This window comes from Mucilaginibacter sp. BGA-UO-ETr-C110 (genome assembly GCF_059567985.1).
Map to the genome: position 1 here is coordinate 6,588,558 of NZ_JCAQPB010000002.1, position 16,533 is coordinate 6,605,090.

The following is a 16,533-nucleotide window of genomic DNA, read 5'->3' on the forward strand; positions in this document are numbered from 1 at the left end:
ACCAATTAAGTTTAGAGAAATTGTAAATGCCCCGGGAATTATTCACAAGGCTCTTACATTTACAAATGTATTTTTCTTAACGACAAACAATATGGCACTTTAGTTTATTTATAATATTTAAAACAAAAACCTTAACATGTATTCATCTTCCTCAGATTTTATCATTGTCATTTTCATTATAGCCGTACCCATCCTGCTGATCCTGTTGTTGGGTTTAATATTTTCTATTGTGCTCCTGGTGAGACAGAAAAAGAGCCGGGGCCTGGAGATCACCGCATGGGTATTTAATTCCTTATGGTTTATTTTTGATATGATCATGGCGGGGATGGGCGTTTTCAAAAAGGCGGATTATCCTAATTTTTTTATTTTTCCCATACTGTTAACCTTCTTTTTATTGATGCAGTACCGGGCAAACCTCAATACCGGCAACCGGCTTAAAGTATGGTATATTGCCAAAACCAGTATCATTCTGATCATGTATTATCAGCTTAACTCCCAAACCCTGACTTTAATATATGAGCGGTTTTACGATACCCTGCAAAAAATGAATCTGGTTATGGTGATACCTTTAATTAACCTGGTAATTGTATTGCTGATCAGTTCTGTTATCGCGTTTCAATATCTGAAGAGAACCAGGCAGTCTACAGTTACAACCGATGTACTAAAAAATACAGCCATCTTTCTGATTTGTGTTTATATAAGTGCAGACCTTGTTGAAAAGCTAATTGCAGTTATTTCGGTTTTGTCGTTTGGAGAGATGAGGGATATGTATATCAGCAAAGTTTACTTCAATGCCATGAACATTTTAATAACCATAGGTTACGCCCTGTTATGCACCATATTAGGCAGCCTAATAGCAGGTTACACTTACCTGCATTATGCAAAAAAAGATAAAGTGGAACTACCAGTTTAACCTCAGCCTTCTATTTTGATATCGTACTTGCCTAATAAGCCTGGCAATCCGTGCAAAGAGAACTGCGCTTTTTTGATCATGTTATCGTCCGGGTCGATTATAAAATTATAAGAGCTGCGCAGGTCGGCGCCTTTTAATATGGTGCGACTAAAAAATGCCCTGTTCAGATTACAATTAATTAATTTGGCATCGGTAAGATCACATTCGGTAAGGTCTGTCTCCACCATGGAACATTCGCTGAACCTTGCTTTTTTATTTTTCTTTTGGTAGAAAACGGCATTATCCAGGATGCAATGTTCAAAATGCGCTTCGAACAAAAAGTCGCGGGCTTTGCTAAAATTTACACCACTTAGTTTGCAATGTTTAAATACGATATTTTGAAAACCAGTATTGCTCACATCGGCTAACGACAGGTTGCAATCCTGAAATATGCAATCGATAAAAACCATGCTGTACAGATTGGCATAAGCAAAATCACAGTTCATAAACCTGCAATTTTCATAAGTACAGTCGCGCCCGGTTAGTTGGTCGACAGGTGTTTTTGTAAAAGTTTGATCTTCCTGGTAGTTGGCTTGCATGGGGCAAATTTAAGTTTCTTGCGCCATGTTTTGTCACCTTGAATTCACTTTAAAAATGGAAATACTTTTTTATGGATCAGATATTAATTACTATATATAATAATTATATTTGATATATATATATACCTGATTTTTAACCACTAAAAAACTATTCTTATGAAAAATTTACAACTAAAAGCTTTAGAACTTGGTGCAACAGGAACACTTTCAAGAAGCCAAATGGGGAAAATCATGGGCGGCGGACCTATTATTGGCCATTTACCGGTATGTGATGGATGCTGCCCGACTCGCCCTTGTGTGTTTCCTCCGGACATGCTGTGTCCTGCGGTGGTGTGTCCACAAACTGTGTAATATTATTATATTATTGTATGATCAAAAGTTTTAATAGCCCGGTAATACGGGCTTATCCTAATTACATATTCCTTCGGTACTGCCCGCCAACCTCGTACAGTGCATGACTTATCTGTCCGAGTGAACAATATTTGCAGGCTTCCATCAGGCTTTCAAAAATATTGTCGCCGGCAATGGCCGCGTGTTGCAAGGTTTTGAGCAGTTCAGGGATACGTTCCTGGTTGCGTTGCTGAAATGCCTGCAGGGTTTGGATTTGGTATTGTTTTTCATCCTCGGTAGCTCTGATCACTTCAGAGGGTACTATAGTTGGCGAGCCTTTTTTATTCAGGAAGGTATTAACTCCGATGATGGGGTATTCGCCGTTATGTTTCAGGGTTTCGTAATACAATGATTCTTCCTGGATCTTGCCGCGCTGGTACATGGTTTCCATAGCGCCTAGTACGCCACCGCGATCGTTGATGGCCTTAAATTCGGTTAATACAGCCTGTTCTACCAGGTCAGTGAGCTCATCGATGATGAAAGCGCCTTGAATAGGGTTCTCATTTTTGGCAAGGCCCAACTCCCGGTTAATGATGAGCTGTATGGCCATGGCGCGCCTAACAGATTCTTCGGTAGGAGTGGTAACAGCTTCGTCATAAGCATTGGTATGCAGCGAATTGCAGTTATCATAAATGGCATAAAGAGCCTGTAACGTAGTACGGATATCATTAAAATCGATCTCCTGGGCATGCAATGATCGCCCGCTGGTCTGGATATGATATTTGAGTTTTTGCGAACGATCGTTCCCTTTGTATTTATTTTTGATGGCCTTGGCCCAGATGCGCCTGGCCACACGACCGATCACCGAATATTCCGGATCGATACCATTACTAAAAAAGAACGACAGGTTGGGCGCGAAATCATCGATATGCATGCCCCGGCTCAGGTAATACTCCACATAGGTAAACCCGTTGGATAGGGTAAATGCCAGTTGGGTAATAGGATTGGCCCCTGCCTCGGCAATGTGATAGCCGGATATAGACACGGAATAAAAGTTACGTACTTTCTCCCTAATAAAATATTGCTGCATATCGCCCATCATACGCAGGGCAAACTCGGTTGAAAAAATACAGGTATTCTGTGCCTGATCTTCCTTTAAAATATCGGCCTGCACCGTACCGCGAACGGTAGAAATAGCGTAGGCCTTTATTTTTTCATAAACATCAGCGGGAAGCACCTGATTACCGGTAAGGCCCAGCAGCATAAGGCCTAGGCCGCTGTTGCCGGCGGGAAGAGGAGCCTCACCTAAATCCTCTCCAAAGGAGAGGACTTTCCTGTCTGGTTGTTTAGTTAATATTTGTTTTATTTTTTCAATTACCTCTTGAGTGTTTTTTATGACTTCATCATTTGTGAAACGAATGACATCAAAGCCTTCACCATTTAAAACTTTAGTTCTTAGTTCATCCTGCTCTGTGGTTAATTCATGATACCCCCCATCAATTTCAACAACAAGACCTTTTGATATGCAAACAAAATCAGCAATGTAACCGTCAATAGGATGCTGTCTTCTTATTTTAAATCCAGTTTGATTATTCCTTAAATGTTGCCATAATATACTTTCTGCTTCGGTAAGATTTTTTCTGTTTGATTGTGAATTTGCTTTTAATACCTCCCATAAAATAGGATCAGCGGTTTCATAACCGTGTTTTTTAGCCCCCTCGTTTTTAGCTCCCTCTCCTTTGGAGAGGGCTGGGGTGAGGCTTTTATATCTCGGTCTCCCCAGCCCCTTATCATCATACAGCTCCTTAAATTTGGCTTCTACCAGATGCTCTAAACTATGTTCTTTGATATATTTTTCGCATTGCTGATCAATAGCCGCATTCATGAAAAAGCCGAGCAGCATGGGGGCCGGTCCGTTAATGGTCATGGATACGGAGGTAGATGCTGCACAGAGATCAAACCCCGAGTATAGTTTTTTGGCATCATCCAATGTGGCGATGCTCACACCTGAATTACCAATTTTGCCGTAGATATCAGGTCGTACGTGCGGATCCTCCCCATACAGGGTAACCGAATCAAAGGCGGTAGATAACCGGTGTGCCGGCTGACCAAGCGATACATAATGGAAACGTTTGTTGGTGCGTTCGGGGCCGCCTTCGCCGGCAAACATGCGGGTTGGGTCTTCACCCTCACGTTTCAGCGGAAATACACCTGCCGCGTAGGGGAACTCGCCGGGCACATTCTCGGTAAGCAACCAGCGCAATATATCACCCCAGGCCTCGTACCGGGGCAAAGCTATCTTTGGGATCTGCAATTGCGACAACGAAGTATAATACAAAGGCTGTTTGATCTCTTTATCACGTACCTTATAAATAAAATTCTCCGCCTTATATTTCTTAACTGTTTCGGGCCACTCCTTAAGCAGGCGTTTACATTCGGGGTGAAGCTGAGCTTCCAAATGAGCATATACCTCACCTAAACTGCGAAGCACCTCATGAGCACCCGAAATAACTGATTGCGAATAACCCTCTCCAAAAGAGGGGCCTTTGCCTTGCTGATTTTTGTCCTTGCTCCTTGTTCCTTGCTCCGGCATCTTATCAAGCTCCATCACTCCCTTTACCTGGAATAATTGCTGGGCGATTTTGCATTGTTCGTCCACCCAATCGTCATAAGCCTTGCTGCTTTCGGCAATCTCGGCCAGGTAGCGGTTACGATCTGGCGGGATAATGTAAACCTTTTCAGATTCTTCACCCAAACCAAGCAAGTGGCTCCCCGCACCGGCTAGCAGATCGGTCCCGGTTTTAACCTTGATGGTCTTCATGATAGCAGCGAACAGCGTGTTCATTCCCGGATCATTAAACTGTGAGGCCATAGTGCCATATACAGGCAGGTCATCATCCTTGGCGCTGAAGAGTTGATGGTTGCGTTTATATTGCTTGCGTACATCGCGGATGGCATCCAACGCACCGCGTTTATCATATTTGTTGAGGGCTACCAGGTCGGCAAAATCCAGCATATCGATCTTTTCCAGCTGGGTGGCCGCGCCGAATTCCGGGGTCATCACATAAAGAGATACATCGCAATAATCGGTGATCATAGTGTCTGACTGGCCAATGCCCGATGTTTCCACAATGATCAGATCGAAACCGGCTGCCTTACAGATGTCGATACTCTCCTGCACGTGTTTGGATAGCGCCAGGTTGGCCTGTCGAGTAGCCAAAGAGCGCATATATACCCGCGGATGGTTAATGGCGTTCATGCGGATCCTATCGCCCAAAAGGGCACCGCCTGTTTTACGTTTAGATGGATCAACCGAAATAATGGCCAGTGTTTTATCCGTAGCCATCAGGAAACGGCGCACAATTTCATCTACCAATGACGATTTGCCCGAGCCACCGGTGCCGGTGATACCTAACACTACAGCCTTGTCTGAGTTTTTATTGTCCTTTGTCTTTGCTCCTTTGTCCAGGGTTTGTGTGTGGAGAATACTACCTTCGGCCATACTGATTAGCCTGGCAATAGCGCCCGCGTCTTTTTCTGGCAGGTGGTCCATTTCGCCGTTGAGATGGGTAACCGTAGGGAAATCGCATTGCTGCAGCATATCGTTGATCATGCCCTGCAAACCCATGGTACGACCATCATCGGGCGAATAGATACGGGAGATACCGTAAGCTTGTAATTCTTCGATCTCCTGTGGCAGGAATACCCCGCCACCCCCGCCAAATATTTTGATATGACCCGCGCCGCGTTCGGCCAGCAGATCATGCATATATTTAAAATATTCCAGGTGACCACCCTGGTAGCTGGTAAGCGCTATGCCTTGTACATCTTCCTGTATGGCGCAGTTCACCACCTCGTCAACCGAGCGGTTATGACCCAGGTGTATCACCTCGGCACCGCTGCTTTGCAGTATGCGGCGCATGATGTTAATAGTAGCATCATGTCCGTCGAACAACGAAGCGGCAGTTACAAAACGGATCTTGTACCGGGATTGATATGGGGCAATGCTTTCCATGAAAATAGATAATTGGTCAACACAAATTTAGTAATTGTTTCCAAGTAGATGTTATGCATGCATAATAAAATAAGGCTGTAAATCCGTTCATTACTTATTATCTTAAGCATAATTACTATCTTGCATAGATCATTATACATCAATATTATATATGTATTTTACCAGTTTGCCAGATCATGCTAAGCCGGGCTTTGATGAGCAATTGCATTTCAGCAGGTTCAAAAAACATAATATCGTTTTCAATGCGCTGAGCAGCTATAGCCATTGCGACAATCATGTTGGCTGTCTTTCTTTTAAAACCGTGCTCAGCGGCGAAGAGTGGTACGGTATCAATAACCGTAGGATAGCTGTACGACCGGGACAATTTCTGATGTTGAACGACGATCAAAACTACTCCTGCCATATTGATACCGGTGAAAAAGTAAAATGCCTTTCGATCTTTTTTAAAAAGGAATTCGCGTCCTCTGTATTTCGTGACGCCGTTTCCGACACCGGAATATTGCTGGATGACCCTTTTAATCACGACAAAAACACGCTCGAATTTTTTCAGAACCTCAATGATATCGGGTCTGAATTACAAGGGCAATTATTGAACCTGATAGCTGCGCTGGATACTGGCGACTATAACAGCACCCTGATGGATGAGCAGCTTGTATTTTTGTTACACCACCTGATTCAAACGCATAAATCCGAAGTAAAACATGCAGGGAAGGTGAATGCGCTTAAAGTGAGTACTCAAAAAGAGGTATACAAACGTTTATGTGTCGCCAGGGATGTATTGCATTCCTCGTATATGGATAATCCTGATCTGGATATGTTGAGCAGCGTAGCTTGTCTGTCTGTTTCGCAGCTGGTGATGCAATTTAAAGCTGTTTTCCAGGTAACACCTCATCAATATCTCAACCGGTTCAGGCTTGAACGTGCCGCCGAGCTATTAAAACTGACCGATAAACCCGTACACGAAATAACCTGGTTATGCGGGTTTGAAAATGTGAGCGCTTTTTGCCGGGCGTTTAAATTAATGCATGGTGTTCAGCCGGTAAGTTTTAGAAAATGCGCTTAAAAGTTGAGCATTTTTGCACATATCTCCTCCTGATGAAAGCATAATATTGAACTGATATAAGTCAATATTATAAAAGCAAATAAATCAAGGGATCGTGAAAAAAAACATTCTATTCTTCTTTTTTATATTACTCGCTCGTTATGCTGCTGCGCAGGGGCAGGTGATACCCTTATTTGGAAAAGATATCCCCAATTCCAAAAAAGCGCCTGCAGGCTTTGTGGAACAAAAAGATAGCTCGGGTCTCATCAGTAATGTAACCCATCCTGGCCTTTTGGCCTATTTTCCGGAAAAGAGTAAAGCATCGGGAGCGGCGGTAATTATTTGTCCGGGCGGCGGCTATTCTGTTTTGGCAGTTGATGGATGTGCAGATGTTGCCCGTGAGTTTAATAAAATAGGAGTCACCGCTTTTGTATTAAAATACCGTTTGCCCAATGATACCATTATGGTTGATAAAAGCATTGGCCCGCTGCTGGATGCCCAAAAAGCTATTATGATGGTGCGCCAAAGAGCGATGGAGTGGGGTATCGATCCGCATAAAATTGGTATGATGGGACTTTCGGCGGGTGGTCACCTGGCCTCCACCGCCGGGACTCATTTTGACAAGCCGGTAATTGAAAATAAAGGACAGATCAGTCTGCGCCCCGATTTTATGATGCTGATATACCCTGTTATTGTTTTCGACCTGAGCATAGCCAGCGGTACCCGCGAAACGCTGATAGGCAAAACAGCACCAACAACTACGTTGAACTTTTTTAGTAATGATAAGCACGTGACTGGCAACACGCCTCCGACATTTCTGGTACACGCGGCAGATGATGATGTGGTGCCGGTAAAAAACAGTCTGCTGTTTTTTAATGCTTTGCTGAAAGCCAAAGTACCTGCGGAAATGCACATTTTTCAGGCCGGTGGTCACGGTTTTGGGTTAGAGAACCCCAAAAGCAAAAATAAATGGTTTGATTGGTGCCGGAACTGGCTCGATGAGAATGGGTTTTTGAAATAGCTAAGAGTCAGTTTTGCTTGTTATTCCTTTACTGTCATCAAGGTGTTTTTTCCAATTGACATCAAATTTATCGCCTTTCATAACTTTTAAATGATCTGGAGGGATTGAGACAAGAGCCTTAAACGGACCGGTTCCCCGTTCCATGTAATAAATTTCACTTTCATCTTTAAATTGCCTACTGAAAAGTAAATCAACAACAGTAATATTAGGTGTTGAATAATAAATACTACAGTCTACCCACTTAGGAGTTTTGCCATTGTGATAAAATAGATTTATAACCTCCTCAAATGAAATTTGTTTACCCTGAAGTTTGTTCCAAACTTTTAAATACATATTCTCGACATCAGTCAAATGATCACTGTAGGTCCGTTCGCTTGGTTCTAAAATAAAAGCATAATTATCGGATAGCTCATTGAAGCAATTCTGCGAGGTCCAATCCTTTAGATGCGTTAGTAAAAGTTTAAAATGTGCTATAAATGTTTGTTTATCCATTGCCCTGTTAGTGTTGATATTATTCCGCTTACTGATAACCGACTTTCAATCCCCATAAGCAATTAATCCACTTTGATTTTCTCCGGCGATACCAAGTAATGAGAGCAGCTGTTTTACATCAGTGTCGGTTTGTAATTGTTTTTGCTGAATAGTTTCACACATTTGTTTGATTAAAGCGGTATTCCATCTGAAATCCGAATAATAATCAAATCGATCTGCTATGATTTTTTTGTTTTTTAATCTGTTAAATGTTTGATCATCCAGCTCACCAATAAATTGAAGGTCTTTTTGTTCTGGATAATTAGGCTTCGCCTGATGATCATCTATTAAATAAAAGTCTAACATCTTTGTCTTTTCAGCTTATTGATTGGTAATCTAATATAAAGTTTACGCTGCACAAAATAAAGTAAAACCCTGCTGACATAGGGTTGTCAGTAGCTGGTTTTAACTTTGGTTATTAATAAATCAATAACCAACAAAATGGCTGCAAAACATACATTAACAACACTTGCCAGCACCTGCTTTATAGCAGATGATATGGCAGCGTCGAAATGTTATGCGGAGCTGCTGGGTATCGACGCTTACTTCACTTCTCTGCCTGCCGGAAAAGCGGATTATATAGAATTTTGTATCAGCGATAATGGCGAAGAAAGCTCATCTGTATACAGAATGAGCGAGGCTGCATGATTGCCACGAATTTGTTGCCAGGTAATATGCGTAAAACAACTTTTTTCAAGTAAAAGCGAATAAACCAGGCTCTTGCCACAGCATTGTCGTTTGCTTTTTTAGCTTTGGTTATTATTAACCTTAAAACATCATAAATGACTGCAACACAAACATTAAGGGGGCTTGCTACCACCTGCTTTTTTGCCGACGACCTGACCGCCGCGAAAAAATGGTATGCCGAGCTCCTGGGTATCGATGCCTATTTTGCTTTTCCGCCCACGGGTAACCCGGCATACATTGAGTTTCGCATTGGCGATTATGAACATGAATTGGGCTTTATCGATCGTAAATACGCACCGAAAGTAGCTGCTACTGGTCCTGGCGGCGCCATTGCCTTTTGGCATGTTGATGATATTGAGGCTGTATTTAAAAAGCTAATAATTATGGGTGCCAAAGAGTACGAACCGATCACTAAGCGCGGGGACGCCGGTTTTGTTACCGCCTCGGTAGTTGATCCGTTTGGCAATGTGTTGGGCATTATGTATAATCCGCATTACCTGGAGATTCTGGGTGCTATTAATAAAGCATAACTCCAAATGGCAAAGGAAGTAAACACAATTTCGCCCGAAAGCCGGCAGCAATGGCGGAATTGGCTGCATGAAAATCATGATAGCGGCGAAACTATATGGGTTATATGCTCAAAAAAGAATGCTGGCGGGAGAGGGATCAATCATGACGAGGCGGTTGAGGAAGCGCTTTGTTATGGCTGGATTGATAGCCTGGCCCGATCATTTGATGAGGAAAGTTATATGCAGTCGTTCACCAAACGAAAACCTAAAAGTGTATGGAGCAAGATCAATAAAGAGAAAGCGGAAAGGTTTATTAACGAAGGATTGATGGCCAAAGCCGGCTTTGAGAGCATTGAAGCTGCCAAAAATAATGGTTATTGGTCGATTTTGGATGAAGTGGAAGAGCTGATCATTCCGCCTGATCTCGAAAAAGAATTCGATAAAAAACCGGTCGCTAAAGTCTATTTTTTAGGATTGAGCCGCTCTGATAAAAAGCGGATCCTGCAGTGGCTGGTGTTGGCGAAGCGCCCGGAGACCAGGCAGCTAAGGCTCCATCAGGTTGTTGAATCCGCAGCTCAAAACCAAAAACCAAAGCAATTAAGCTGATCAAAATAAAAAGGGTCACAAGCAATACGCCTGTGGCCCTTTTTTATAATTATCAAGTAAGATATTATTCAAAAACAGGAGCCTCTACGGGTTCTGGTTCTGCAATTTCTGCTGTTACATTTTCGGTAGCCTTTTCTTTTTCGTTTTGTTTAATAAAAGTCAGGCCAAGGGATAGTATTAACAGGGGAATGGTCATCCAGATCACCTGGTGGATGCCATAATGGGCAATAACAAAGCCTCCCAGCAAAGTGCCTACGGTAATACCTGCATTAAAAAAAGATGGCAGCAGGCTGTTGATGAAATCAAGCGCGGTGCCGTGTATACCATCGATAACCAGTAAATTGGCTACTAAAAAGCCCCCGGTATGTACCAAGCCCCATACTGATAAAATGATCACCATTGGGATAAACAATCCACCAAACTGGTAAGCCAGCGCATGCATTACGACCAATGCTAATAAAAATAAGCGACTGGTAACCATTATATTCTTACTGAGCGCGATACCTGTAAGCCAGTTACCAATGATACCTGTACCACCAAATACCAGCAACATCATACTAATTTGCACACCGTTCATGTGCGAAACCTTGTTGAGGTATTCGGCCAGGTAACCGTAGGTGGCAAACATACCGGCCAATATAATGGTAGCGGTTAAGAGTTTTACCCAGATATGTAATTTGCCCAAAAGTTGTACCTGACTTTTAGGACTTGCATCGGCTTCGTTAACCGGCATAGATGGCACAAATAGGGCCAGCGCGCCAAAGGCTAACAGGTTAATTAAGGCGGATAAAACAAATGAAGCCCTCCAGCTAAACAGATCGGCTATATACGTAGTTAATGGAACACCCAGTACAGTAGCCACGCTTAACCCGGCCATTACTATGGCAATGGCCTTTGGTGCATCTTTCGGTCCGGCTTGTTTAGAGGCAGCTGTCATAGATACTGCCCAGAACACCGGGTGCAAAAACGCAGGTAAAATACGGGCTATCATCAGTACCGTAAAATTAGGCGCTATTGCCGAAAGCAGGTTGGATATCACAAAGATCCCCAGTACCAGGCACATGATGGTTTTGCGGTTCATTTTAGCGGTAAGCATATTGGTGAACGGTCCGGCCAGGGCAACGGTCAAGGCAAAGGCACTTAACAGCCAACCTGCCGTATCAATAGAAATATGAAACTCCTTTACCAGCATAGGCAGTATGCCGATAACCCCAAATTCGGTGGTGATGATGCCGAATGCCCCCAGGGCCATGATATAGATAGATTTTTTCATAGATTTTAGTATTTAAATATTCAAATGTTTCGATGTATAAGGTCAAAATAAACCTCTTCTTTTTGGGAAGAGGAAACTAATCTTTCAATTCGGTCAGGCAGGCTATATACTCGTCCAATACCTGCTGATTCAGTACGTATTTCAAGTTGCGGCCTTCTTTTTGGGGCAACAATAATTCAGCATCAACCAGTTGTTTCAAGTGATGGGAAACAGAAGGCTGGGTCAGATCAAGCAGATCATTTACCTCGGCGCAATACAGGCAGTCCTTCTTCTTTTTAAATTGTTGTAAAATAGCTATCCGGTTAGCATCGCTCAATGCCCTGGATATTTTTTCTATTTTTTTATTGTCCATTATTTCCGGTCGATCATATTCGTTAACCTATGATCTTTGTACGATACAAAGGTAAATAAAAAATATTAATACATAGAAATGTTTCTATGTATTAATTATGTCATTTAAGTAACATCAAGCTAATTATGGTTTACACTGTAAACCCACATTTTGATGGTAAAATAAATTAATTATTTGATTTTCAATTGTATACGCAAATGTTAACCATGAAAAGTGTAAACCATGTAAACCCACTTTTATAAGTAAAATGGCCCCGTTTGGTCGGCATAGTGGTCCATGAGTGGACATCGTTCAAAAGGATGTCATGCTGAGCTCCGTCAAAGCATGGTGGGCGGGCTTCTGCGCTCTCCCCTTCGACGGAGCTCAGGGTGACACCCTGTTTTTAAATAAATTTAGTATCCGCCAACTTATTTAACCAGTGGCAGCAGGTTGCGTAGTTTACTATTGGTCAGGTAAGCGCCTGCCCAAACCAGTATGCCAAATACTACTGAAAAGTAAAATGGTTGCCCAACGCGTACCATGGTAGCGGTAGCCCCGCCAAGATAAGCGGTAAGCAAAATGGCCCCCAATATTTTGGTCTTTGGAATGATGTACAGTATGGTGGAGATCAATAAAGTAATTCCCATCCCCGGTAAGGTGGTCTCGACCCAGCCTAATTTAGCGGAGGCGCTAACGGCGTGTTTTTCGAGTACTATTTTGCCTATCGCGTCAAATAGCAGGAATAATATACAAAGTACACTGATAACGGTACCGGTAATAAATGATGCTTTACTGTTTTTTGTAATTGCAGGTTGTGATTGTGTAGTTTCCATGAGTTATTGTTTTTTTAGTAAAGGTAGGTTGGATTTAAACCGCGCGTGATGCGCATAAATGACAATTACAGGGGGGAATTACGACAAATGGTTTAAGTTTAGCAGTAAGGGATCCTATAAAGGTTTGGATAATGCGGGTATATTTGCACATCAATCCAATTACGTATCTTTGCGGCAAATGCAGGTAACAGAGTCAACAACAGGAGTATGGGAAAAGGGCTATAATAATTATGGTCCGTGGTTGCGCGATAAATACAAAGGGCAGCGGGTGTTCAAGGTAATTGTCGACGGTGGTTTTACCTGCCCTAACCGTGATGGCTCCAAAGGCTATGGCGGTTGTACCTATTGCAATGTTGATTCCTTTACGCCATCCGTAAGCCGCAACGCGCCTACCATACGCCAGCAGGTAATGGAGGGGATGGAGCGTGCCCGTAAAGGTAATAAGGCCGATAAGTTCATTATCTATTTTCAACCGAATACCAATACTTACGCCCCGGCGCATTATCTGAAAATGATGTATGATGAGGCCTTGAGTTACGGCACCGAAGATATTGTGGGCCTGAGTGTAGGCACACGTCCTGATTGTATCGACATGGAAAAGATAGCCCTACTGGAAAGCTATACCGACCGTTTTGATGTGGATCTGGAAATGGGTATGGAATCCATCTATAACGATACCCTGTCACAGATTAACCGTGGCTGTAATCACGAAGAACTGGTAAAAGCCTTGAAGCTGGTTGAGAACAGCAAGCTGGATATTTGTGTGCACACCATATTCGGTTTTCCCTGGGAAACGCATGATATGATGCTGAAATATGCCGACGAGATCAATCGTTTTCCGCAAATTAAATTCGTAAAATTCCATCACCTGCACATTGTGGAGGGCTCGGTAATGGGCGTGAAATACAAGCGCGAACCTTTTAAGGTTTTCAGTATTGATGAGTACGCCGATTTCCTATGCGAACTGCTACCCCGTGTACGGCCCGATATTGTGATACAACGCCTGTTTGGTCTGAGTGATCGTGAACTACTGATAGCACCTAACTGGGGCCTTAAGAAATCAGAGATCCAATATTATATTGACCAAAGGATCCTGAGCCGCGGCGTAGTACAAGGTTCGGCTTTGTAATGTATTGAGATTAGCTTACCATTCTTCCAAAGGATTCAACAAACTCCCATTTACCATTAACTTTCCTGTATAATCTAACAGCAGATTCTGCGCACAGATTACCACAGTAATAGCTGTAAAGCAATAAACAATAATCTCTCTTTTTTGAAAAATATGGTTTGGAAAGCCTGATATATGAGGGTGTATGAATAAACGGATCTGGTTTAGATAACGAGTCAATAAGTTTCATATCCACAACCTTTAAACTATCAAAAACAGACTGTTGCCATTTAATATAAATATGTGATGCCACTTGGGCTTTAATGTATTGAATATCGTCTTTCATCAGACTTTCTTTACAGATCCTTAATATAAATTGGTCGTTATAAATAACACTATCTATAACAAGAAACTTTCTCTTATAGGGAAGCATGTCTCTTTTAAGAATGCTTATCTGATTAAATAATAATTTGGTTTCTTTTGTGTCGAGGTCTACGGGTTTAACACATGATGATAAAATCATTGAAGCAAATACAAGGAAATATAGTTTCATTTTGACGATTTAGGTGATAAGCTAATATACCGATTAAATAGTGGTATCAGATTTGTAAACCTTTAGTTATAAAATAATGGTTTATTAGTTAAATTTATACCTGATTTGTCACAAAGAGCGCAACCCAACTACATTCCTGCTTTAACCGGTGTACGTGCAATGGCCGCTTACCTGGTTTTCATATCGCATTTTGCCTATGTTTTTGATGAAAGTTTTCCTCACATTGTGCAACGCTTTTTGGGCGAGTTCCACATTGGTGTAAGCATATTCTTCGTGCTTTCGGGCTTTTTAATCACATTCAGGTATTACCAGAATTTTGATGGTTTAAACAAACCCTGGTTTATGCAATACCTCAAAAACCGGGTGGCCCGCATTTATCCCATGTATTTTTTACTTACCGTGGCGGCCTTTGTTTACTATTTCATTACCAAGGACGAAACCATTACCAAAGGATATGAGCATCCCATAGCACTCATGTTGATGAACGTTACATTTGTTCGCGGCTTTTTTTATCAGTTTTGGGATACAGGCATAGCGCAAGGCTGGTCGTTAACGGTAGAGGAGTGTTTTTACTTTTCGGCTCCGGTTATATTTTTGATCGCCAAGCGTTTTGATAAGTTTTATATACAGCCGGTTGTGCTTACCTTAACCGGTATTTTATTATACTTTATATCCAGTCATATTAACTGGCATGGTTTCTTTGACAATTTTACCTTTGTCATGTTATTCACTTTCCTGGGGCGTTGCTTTGAGTTTTTTGTGGGGATACAACTGGCCCGTTATGTATTGAAAAAGGGCTTTACCCGTACCAATAAGATAAACTATACCTATACCGGTTTCCTGCTCATATTTGTTTGTGTGTTTGTAATGGCATTACAGCCTATCCCTAAAGGCTGGGCCGCTGGCGTAGAAAGTCCCATAGGTATTATCGTCAATAATTATTTTTTATGTATAGCGGTCGCCTTGTTCTTCTATGGCATATTGACCGAGACAACGGTATTTAAAAAATTCCTAGCATTGCCTTTTATTGAGTTGCTGGGTAAAAGCTCCTATATATTTTACCTAATACACCTGGGCTGGATATATAACCTGATGCACACCTGGTTTGATCAGTTGAATGATCAGGTTTTTGAGCTGTATGATCAATGGGGGCTAACCTGGCACTCACCTTTTCAGTATGACAGTCTGAATTTATTATATGCATTTATCCTATTAAATATACTATCCGTAACCCTGTTTAAACTGATCGAGGAGCCGCTAAACCATTATATCCGCCGGTCGAATTTTTTGGTTAAGTATAAACCGAGTCATACCAAATCAATCGTTTAAATAAATAATTAATTAAGAGTTCCCTGAACCAAAGATGAAAAAATTGATACTATCCTGCTTATGCATACTGGTTTTTATAGGAATCAATCCCTATAGATCATTTGCCAGCTGGCCCATAGGTAAATACCGGGATATTGTGATCCCATCCATGTTTCTGTATCATCAAACCGACAGATTTGACCGCGATGGGCACCGTATCAAAGGCGATCCGGGTACCGGGTTTACTTCTTACTCGGCCAATCTTTATGTAGGCTATGGCATTTCACGCAGGCTGGATCTTATTGCCAGCGTGCCTTATGTATACACACAAAACAAATTTGCTAATGGCGATAAGATAACCAATCAGGGGCTTGGCGATCTGTACATGGGCCTGAGTTATAACCTGGTTAATTTTAATTATGTGCGTTATCTATCGGTACAGGTATCTGGTATAGCCCCGCTCTATAACCGTAAAAATCCATCCTCAGATCTGGGTTTGGGTAATTATGGCGCCGAGCTTAAATTGATGTATTGCGGTAACCTGCCCAAATCCATCGCCAGTAAAGGCTATTTTAATACAGAGGTGGCTTATCGCCGGTATTTTGATGTACAGGGGCCAGATCAGCTGAGCTTTAGTGGTACGGTGGGTTATCCCATCAGTCATCATGATCAATTGAGTTTGGAACTGTTGTTTTTCCGCTCATTCAGTTCCAATAAGGCTTTCAATCCCAACATTAACAATGCCCGGGATTACGCGTTTTTTAAACCATCATTAAACTATGGACATCAGTTTACCCGCAGGTTCTCTACGTTTATAGGGGGGTATTATACACCTTTTGGTAAAAATACAGGAGTAGGTTATGGTGGTTCTGTTTTGGCAATTATAAAAATATAA

At 42.0% G+C, this 16,533-nt stretch carries 18 protein-coding genes; 10 read left to right on the forward strand and 8 right to left on the reverse strand.

Annotated features, from left to right (window positions below; genetic code table 11):
- Positions 1–136: 136 nt before the first annotated feature.
- Positions 137–913: a hypothetical protein gene (locus AC57BQ_RS28340; protein WP_496409423.1), complete on the forward strand. Its 777-nt coding sequence runs from the start codon at positions 137–139 to the stop codon at positions 911–913.
- A gap of 2 nt (positions 914–915) precedes the next feature.
- Here the strand turns inward: AC57BQ_RS28340 and AC57BQ_RS28345 are convergent, their stop codons facing one another.
- Positions 916–1,491 carry a pentapeptide repeat-containing protein gene (locus tag AC57BQ_RS28345; protein ID WP_496409424.1) on the reverse strand — a complete coding sequence of 192 codons (576 nt, stop codon included), beginning with the start codon at positions 1,489–1,491 and terminating at the stop codon, positions 916–918.
- Positions 1,492–1,647: 156 nt separating this feature from the next.
- On the opposite strand from AC57BQ_RS28345, the gene AC57BQ_RS28350 reads away from it, so the two are divergent.
- Entirely contained in the window at positions 1,648–1,842 is a 195-nt protein-coding gene (locus AC57BQ_RS28350; RefSeq protein ID WP_496409425.1) for a hypothetical protein, read from the forward strand.
- A 61-nt stretch (positions 1,843–1,903) separates the two neighbouring features.
- Here AC57BQ_RS28350 and AC57BQ_RS28355 read toward each other — a convergent pair whose 3' ends face one another.
- Positions 1,904–5,836: a methylmalonyl-CoA mutase family protein gene (locus AC57BQ_RS28355; protein WP_496409426.1), complete on the reverse strand. Its 3,933-nt coding sequence runs from the start codon at positions 5,834–5,836 to the stop codon at positions 1,904–1,906.
- A 151-nt stretch (positions 5,837–5,987) separates the two neighbouring features.
- Between AC57BQ_RS28355 and AC57BQ_RS28360 the strand changes: the two genes are divergently transcribed.
- Positions 5,988–6,899, forward strand: coding sequence for a helix-turn-helix transcriptional regulator (locus AC57BQ_RS28360; protein ID WP_496409427.1), 912 nt, complete (start codon positions 5,988–5,990; stop codon positions 6,897–6,899).
- 94 nt (positions 6,900–6,993) lie between these two features.
- On the forward strand, positions 6,994–7,899 hold the full coding sequence (locus AC57BQ_RS28365) for an alpha/beta hydrolase (protein WP_496409428.1): 906 nt from the start codon (positions 6,994–6,996) through the stop codon (positions 7,897–7,899).
- On the opposite strand, the gene AC57BQ_RS28370 is transcribed toward AC57BQ_RS28365, so the two are convergent.
- Positions 7,900–8,391, reverse strand: coding sequence for a hypothetical protein (locus AC57BQ_RS28370; protein WP_496409429.1), 492 nt, complete (start codon positions 8,389–8,391; stop codon positions 7,900–7,902).
- Between the two features lie 45 nt (positions 8,392–8,436).
- A complete protein-coding gene (locus AC57BQ_RS28375) occupies positions 8,437–8,736 on the reverse strand; it encodes a hypothetical protein (RefSeq protein ID WP_370999057.1) in 300 nt (99 codons plus the stop codon).
- Positions 8,737–8,871: 135 nt separating this feature from the next.
- Between AC57BQ_RS28375 and AC57BQ_RS28380 the strand changes: the two genes are divergently transcribed.
- The 3 genes from AC57BQ_RS28380 (at position 8,872) to AC57BQ_RS28390 (ending at position 10,232) form a co-directional block, all read left to right on the forward strand.
- Positions 8,872–9,078 (forward strand): hypothetical protein, encoded by a 207-nt coding sequence (locus AC57BQ_RS28380; protein ID WP_496409430.1) that lies wholly within the window; start codon positions 8,872–8,874, stop codon positions 9,076–9,078.
- 134 nt (positions 9,079–9,212) lie between these two features.
- Entirely contained in the window at positions 9,213–9,647 is a 435-nt protein-coding gene (locus tag AC57BQ_RS28385) for a VOC family protein (RefSeq protein WP_090473834.1), read from the forward strand.
- 6 nt (positions 9,648–9,653) lie between these two features.
- Positions 9,654–10,232 (forward strand): YdeI/OmpD-associated family protein, encoded by a 579-nt coding sequence (locus tag AC57BQ_RS28390; RefSeq protein WP_496409431.1) that lies wholly within the window; start codon positions 9,654–9,656, stop codon positions 10,230–10,232.
- A gap of 64 nt (positions 10,233–10,296) precedes the next feature.
- Here the strand turns inward: AC57BQ_RS28390 and AC57BQ_RS28395 are convergent, their stop codons facing one another.
- From AC57BQ_RS28395 to AC57BQ_RS28405, 3 genes are all read right to left on the reverse strand, one after another.
- Positions 10,297–11,505: an MFS transporter gene (locus tag AC57BQ_RS28395; protein ID WP_496409432.1), complete on the reverse strand. Its 1,209-nt coding sequence runs from the start codon at positions 11,503–11,505 to the stop codon at positions 10,297–10,299.
- 76 nt (positions 11,506–11,581) lie between these two features.
- Positions 11,582–11,857, reverse strand: coding sequence for an ArsR/SmtB family transcription factor (locus AC57BQ_RS28400; protein ID WP_090473831.1), 276 nt, complete (start codon positions 11,855–11,857; stop codon positions 11,582–11,584).
- 407 nt (positions 11,858–12,264) lie between these two features.
- Complete coding sequence (locus AC57BQ_RS28405; RefSeq protein ID WP_496409433.1) at positions 12,265–12,669, reverse strand: DoxX family protein; 405 nt, start codon at positions 12,667–12,669, stop codon at positions 12,265–12,267.
- Positions 12,670–12,847: 178 nt separating this feature from the next.
- On the opposite strand from AC57BQ_RS28405, the gene mnmL reads away from it, so the two are divergent.
- Positions 12,848–13,798: a tRNA modification radical SAM protein MnmL/YtqA gene (gene mnmL, locus AC57BQ_RS28410; protein ID WP_496409499.1), complete on the forward strand. Its 951-nt coding sequence runs from the start codon at positions 12,848–12,850 to the stop codon at positions 13,796–13,798.
- A gap of 10 nt (positions 13,799–13,808) precedes the next feature.
- Here mnmL and AC57BQ_RS28415 read toward each other — a convergent pair whose 3' ends face one another.
- Positions 13,809–14,330: a hypothetical protein gene (locus AC57BQ_RS28415; protein ID WP_090473828.1), complete on the reverse strand. Its 522-nt coding sequence runs from the start codon at positions 14,328–14,330 to the stop codon at positions 13,809–13,811.
- Positions 14,331–14,435: 105 nt separating this feature from the next.
- Between AC57BQ_RS28415 and AC57BQ_RS28420 the strand changes: the two genes are divergently transcribed.
- Both AC57BQ_RS28420 and AC57BQ_RS28425 read left to right on the forward strand, forming a co-directional pair.
- Positions 14,436–15,659, forward strand: a complete 1,224-nt coding sequence (locus AC57BQ_RS28420; protein WP_496409434.1) for an acyltransferase family protein — start codon at positions 14,436–14,438, stop codon at positions 15,657–15,659.
- A 34-nt stretch (positions 15,660–15,693) separates the two neighbouring features.
- On the forward strand, positions 15,694–16,533 hold the full coding sequence (locus AC57BQ_RS28425; RefSeq protein ID WP_496409435.1) for a hypothetical protein: 840 nt from the start codon (positions 15,694–15,696) through the stop codon (positions 16,531–16,533).

What these genes read in the sequence shown, in the direction of transcription:
- AC57BQ_RS28340 (WP_496409423.1), top strand. Translation starts at nt 137, where the DNA reads ATGTATTCATCTTCCTCAGATTTTATCATTGTCATTTTCATTATAGCC.
- AC57BQ_RS28345 (WP_496409424.1), bottom strand. Translation starts at nt 1,491, where the DNA reads ATGCAAGCCAACTACCAGGAAGATCAAACTTTTACAAAAACACCTGTC.
- AC57BQ_RS28350 (WP_496409425.1), top strand. Translation starts at nt 1,648, where the DNA reads ATGAAAAATTTACAACTAAAAGCTTTAGAACTTGGTGCAACAGGAACA.
- AC57BQ_RS28355 (WP_496409426.1), bottom strand. Translation starts at nt 5,836, where the DNA reads ATGGAAAGCATTGCCCCATATCAATCCCGGTACAAGATCCGTTTTGTA.
- AC57BQ_RS28360 (WP_496409427.1), top strand. Translation starts at nt 5,988, where the DNA reads ATGTATTTTACCAGTTTGCCAGATCATGCTAAGCCGGGCTTTGATGAG.
- AC57BQ_RS28370 (WP_496409429.1), bottom strand. Translation starts at nt 8,391, where the DNA reads ATGGATAAACAAACATTTATAGCACATTTTAAACTTTTACTAACGCAT.
- AC57BQ_RS28375 (WP_370999057.1), bottom strand. Translation starts at nt 8,736, where the DNA reads ATGTTAGACTTTTATTTAATAGATGATCATCAGGCGAAGCCTAATTAT.
- AC57BQ_RS28380 (WP_496409430.1), top strand. Translation starts at nt 8,872, where the DNA reads ATGGCTGCAAAACATACATTAACAACACTTGCCAGCACCTGCTTTATA.
- AC57BQ_RS28385 (WP_090473834.1), top strand. Translation starts at nt 9,213, where the DNA reads ATGACTGCAACACAAACATTAAGGGGGCTTGCTACCACCTGCTTTTTT.
- AC57BQ_RS28390 (WP_496409431.1), top strand. Translation starts at nt 9,654, where the DNA reads ATGGCAAAGGAAGTAAACACAATTTCGCCCGAAAGCCGGCAGCAATGG.
- AC57BQ_RS28395 (WP_496409432.1), bottom strand. Translation starts at nt 11,505, where the DNA reads ATGAAAAAATCTATCTATATCATGGCCCTGGGGGCATTCGGCATCATC.
- AC57BQ_RS28400 (WP_090473831.1), bottom strand. Translation starts at nt 11,857, where the DNA reads ATGGACAATAAAAAAATAGAAAAAATATCCAGGGCATTGAGCGATGCT.
- AC57BQ_RS28405 (WP_496409433.1), bottom strand. Translation starts at nt 12,669, where the DNA reads ATGGAAACTACACAATCACAACCTGCAATTACAAAAAACAGTAAAGCA.
- mnmL (WP_496409499.1), top strand. Translation starts at nt 12,848, where the DNA reads ATGCAGGTAACAGAGTCAACAACAGGAGTATGGGAAAAGGGCTATAAT.
- AC57BQ_RS28415 (WP_090473828.1), bottom strand. Translation starts at nt 14,330, where the DNA reads ATGAAACTATATTTCCTTGTATTTGCTTCAATGATTTTATCATCATGT.
- AC57BQ_RS28425 (WP_496409435.1), top strand. Translation starts at nt 15,694, where the DNA reads ATGAAAAAATTGATACTATCCTGCTTATGCATACTGGTTTTTATAGGA.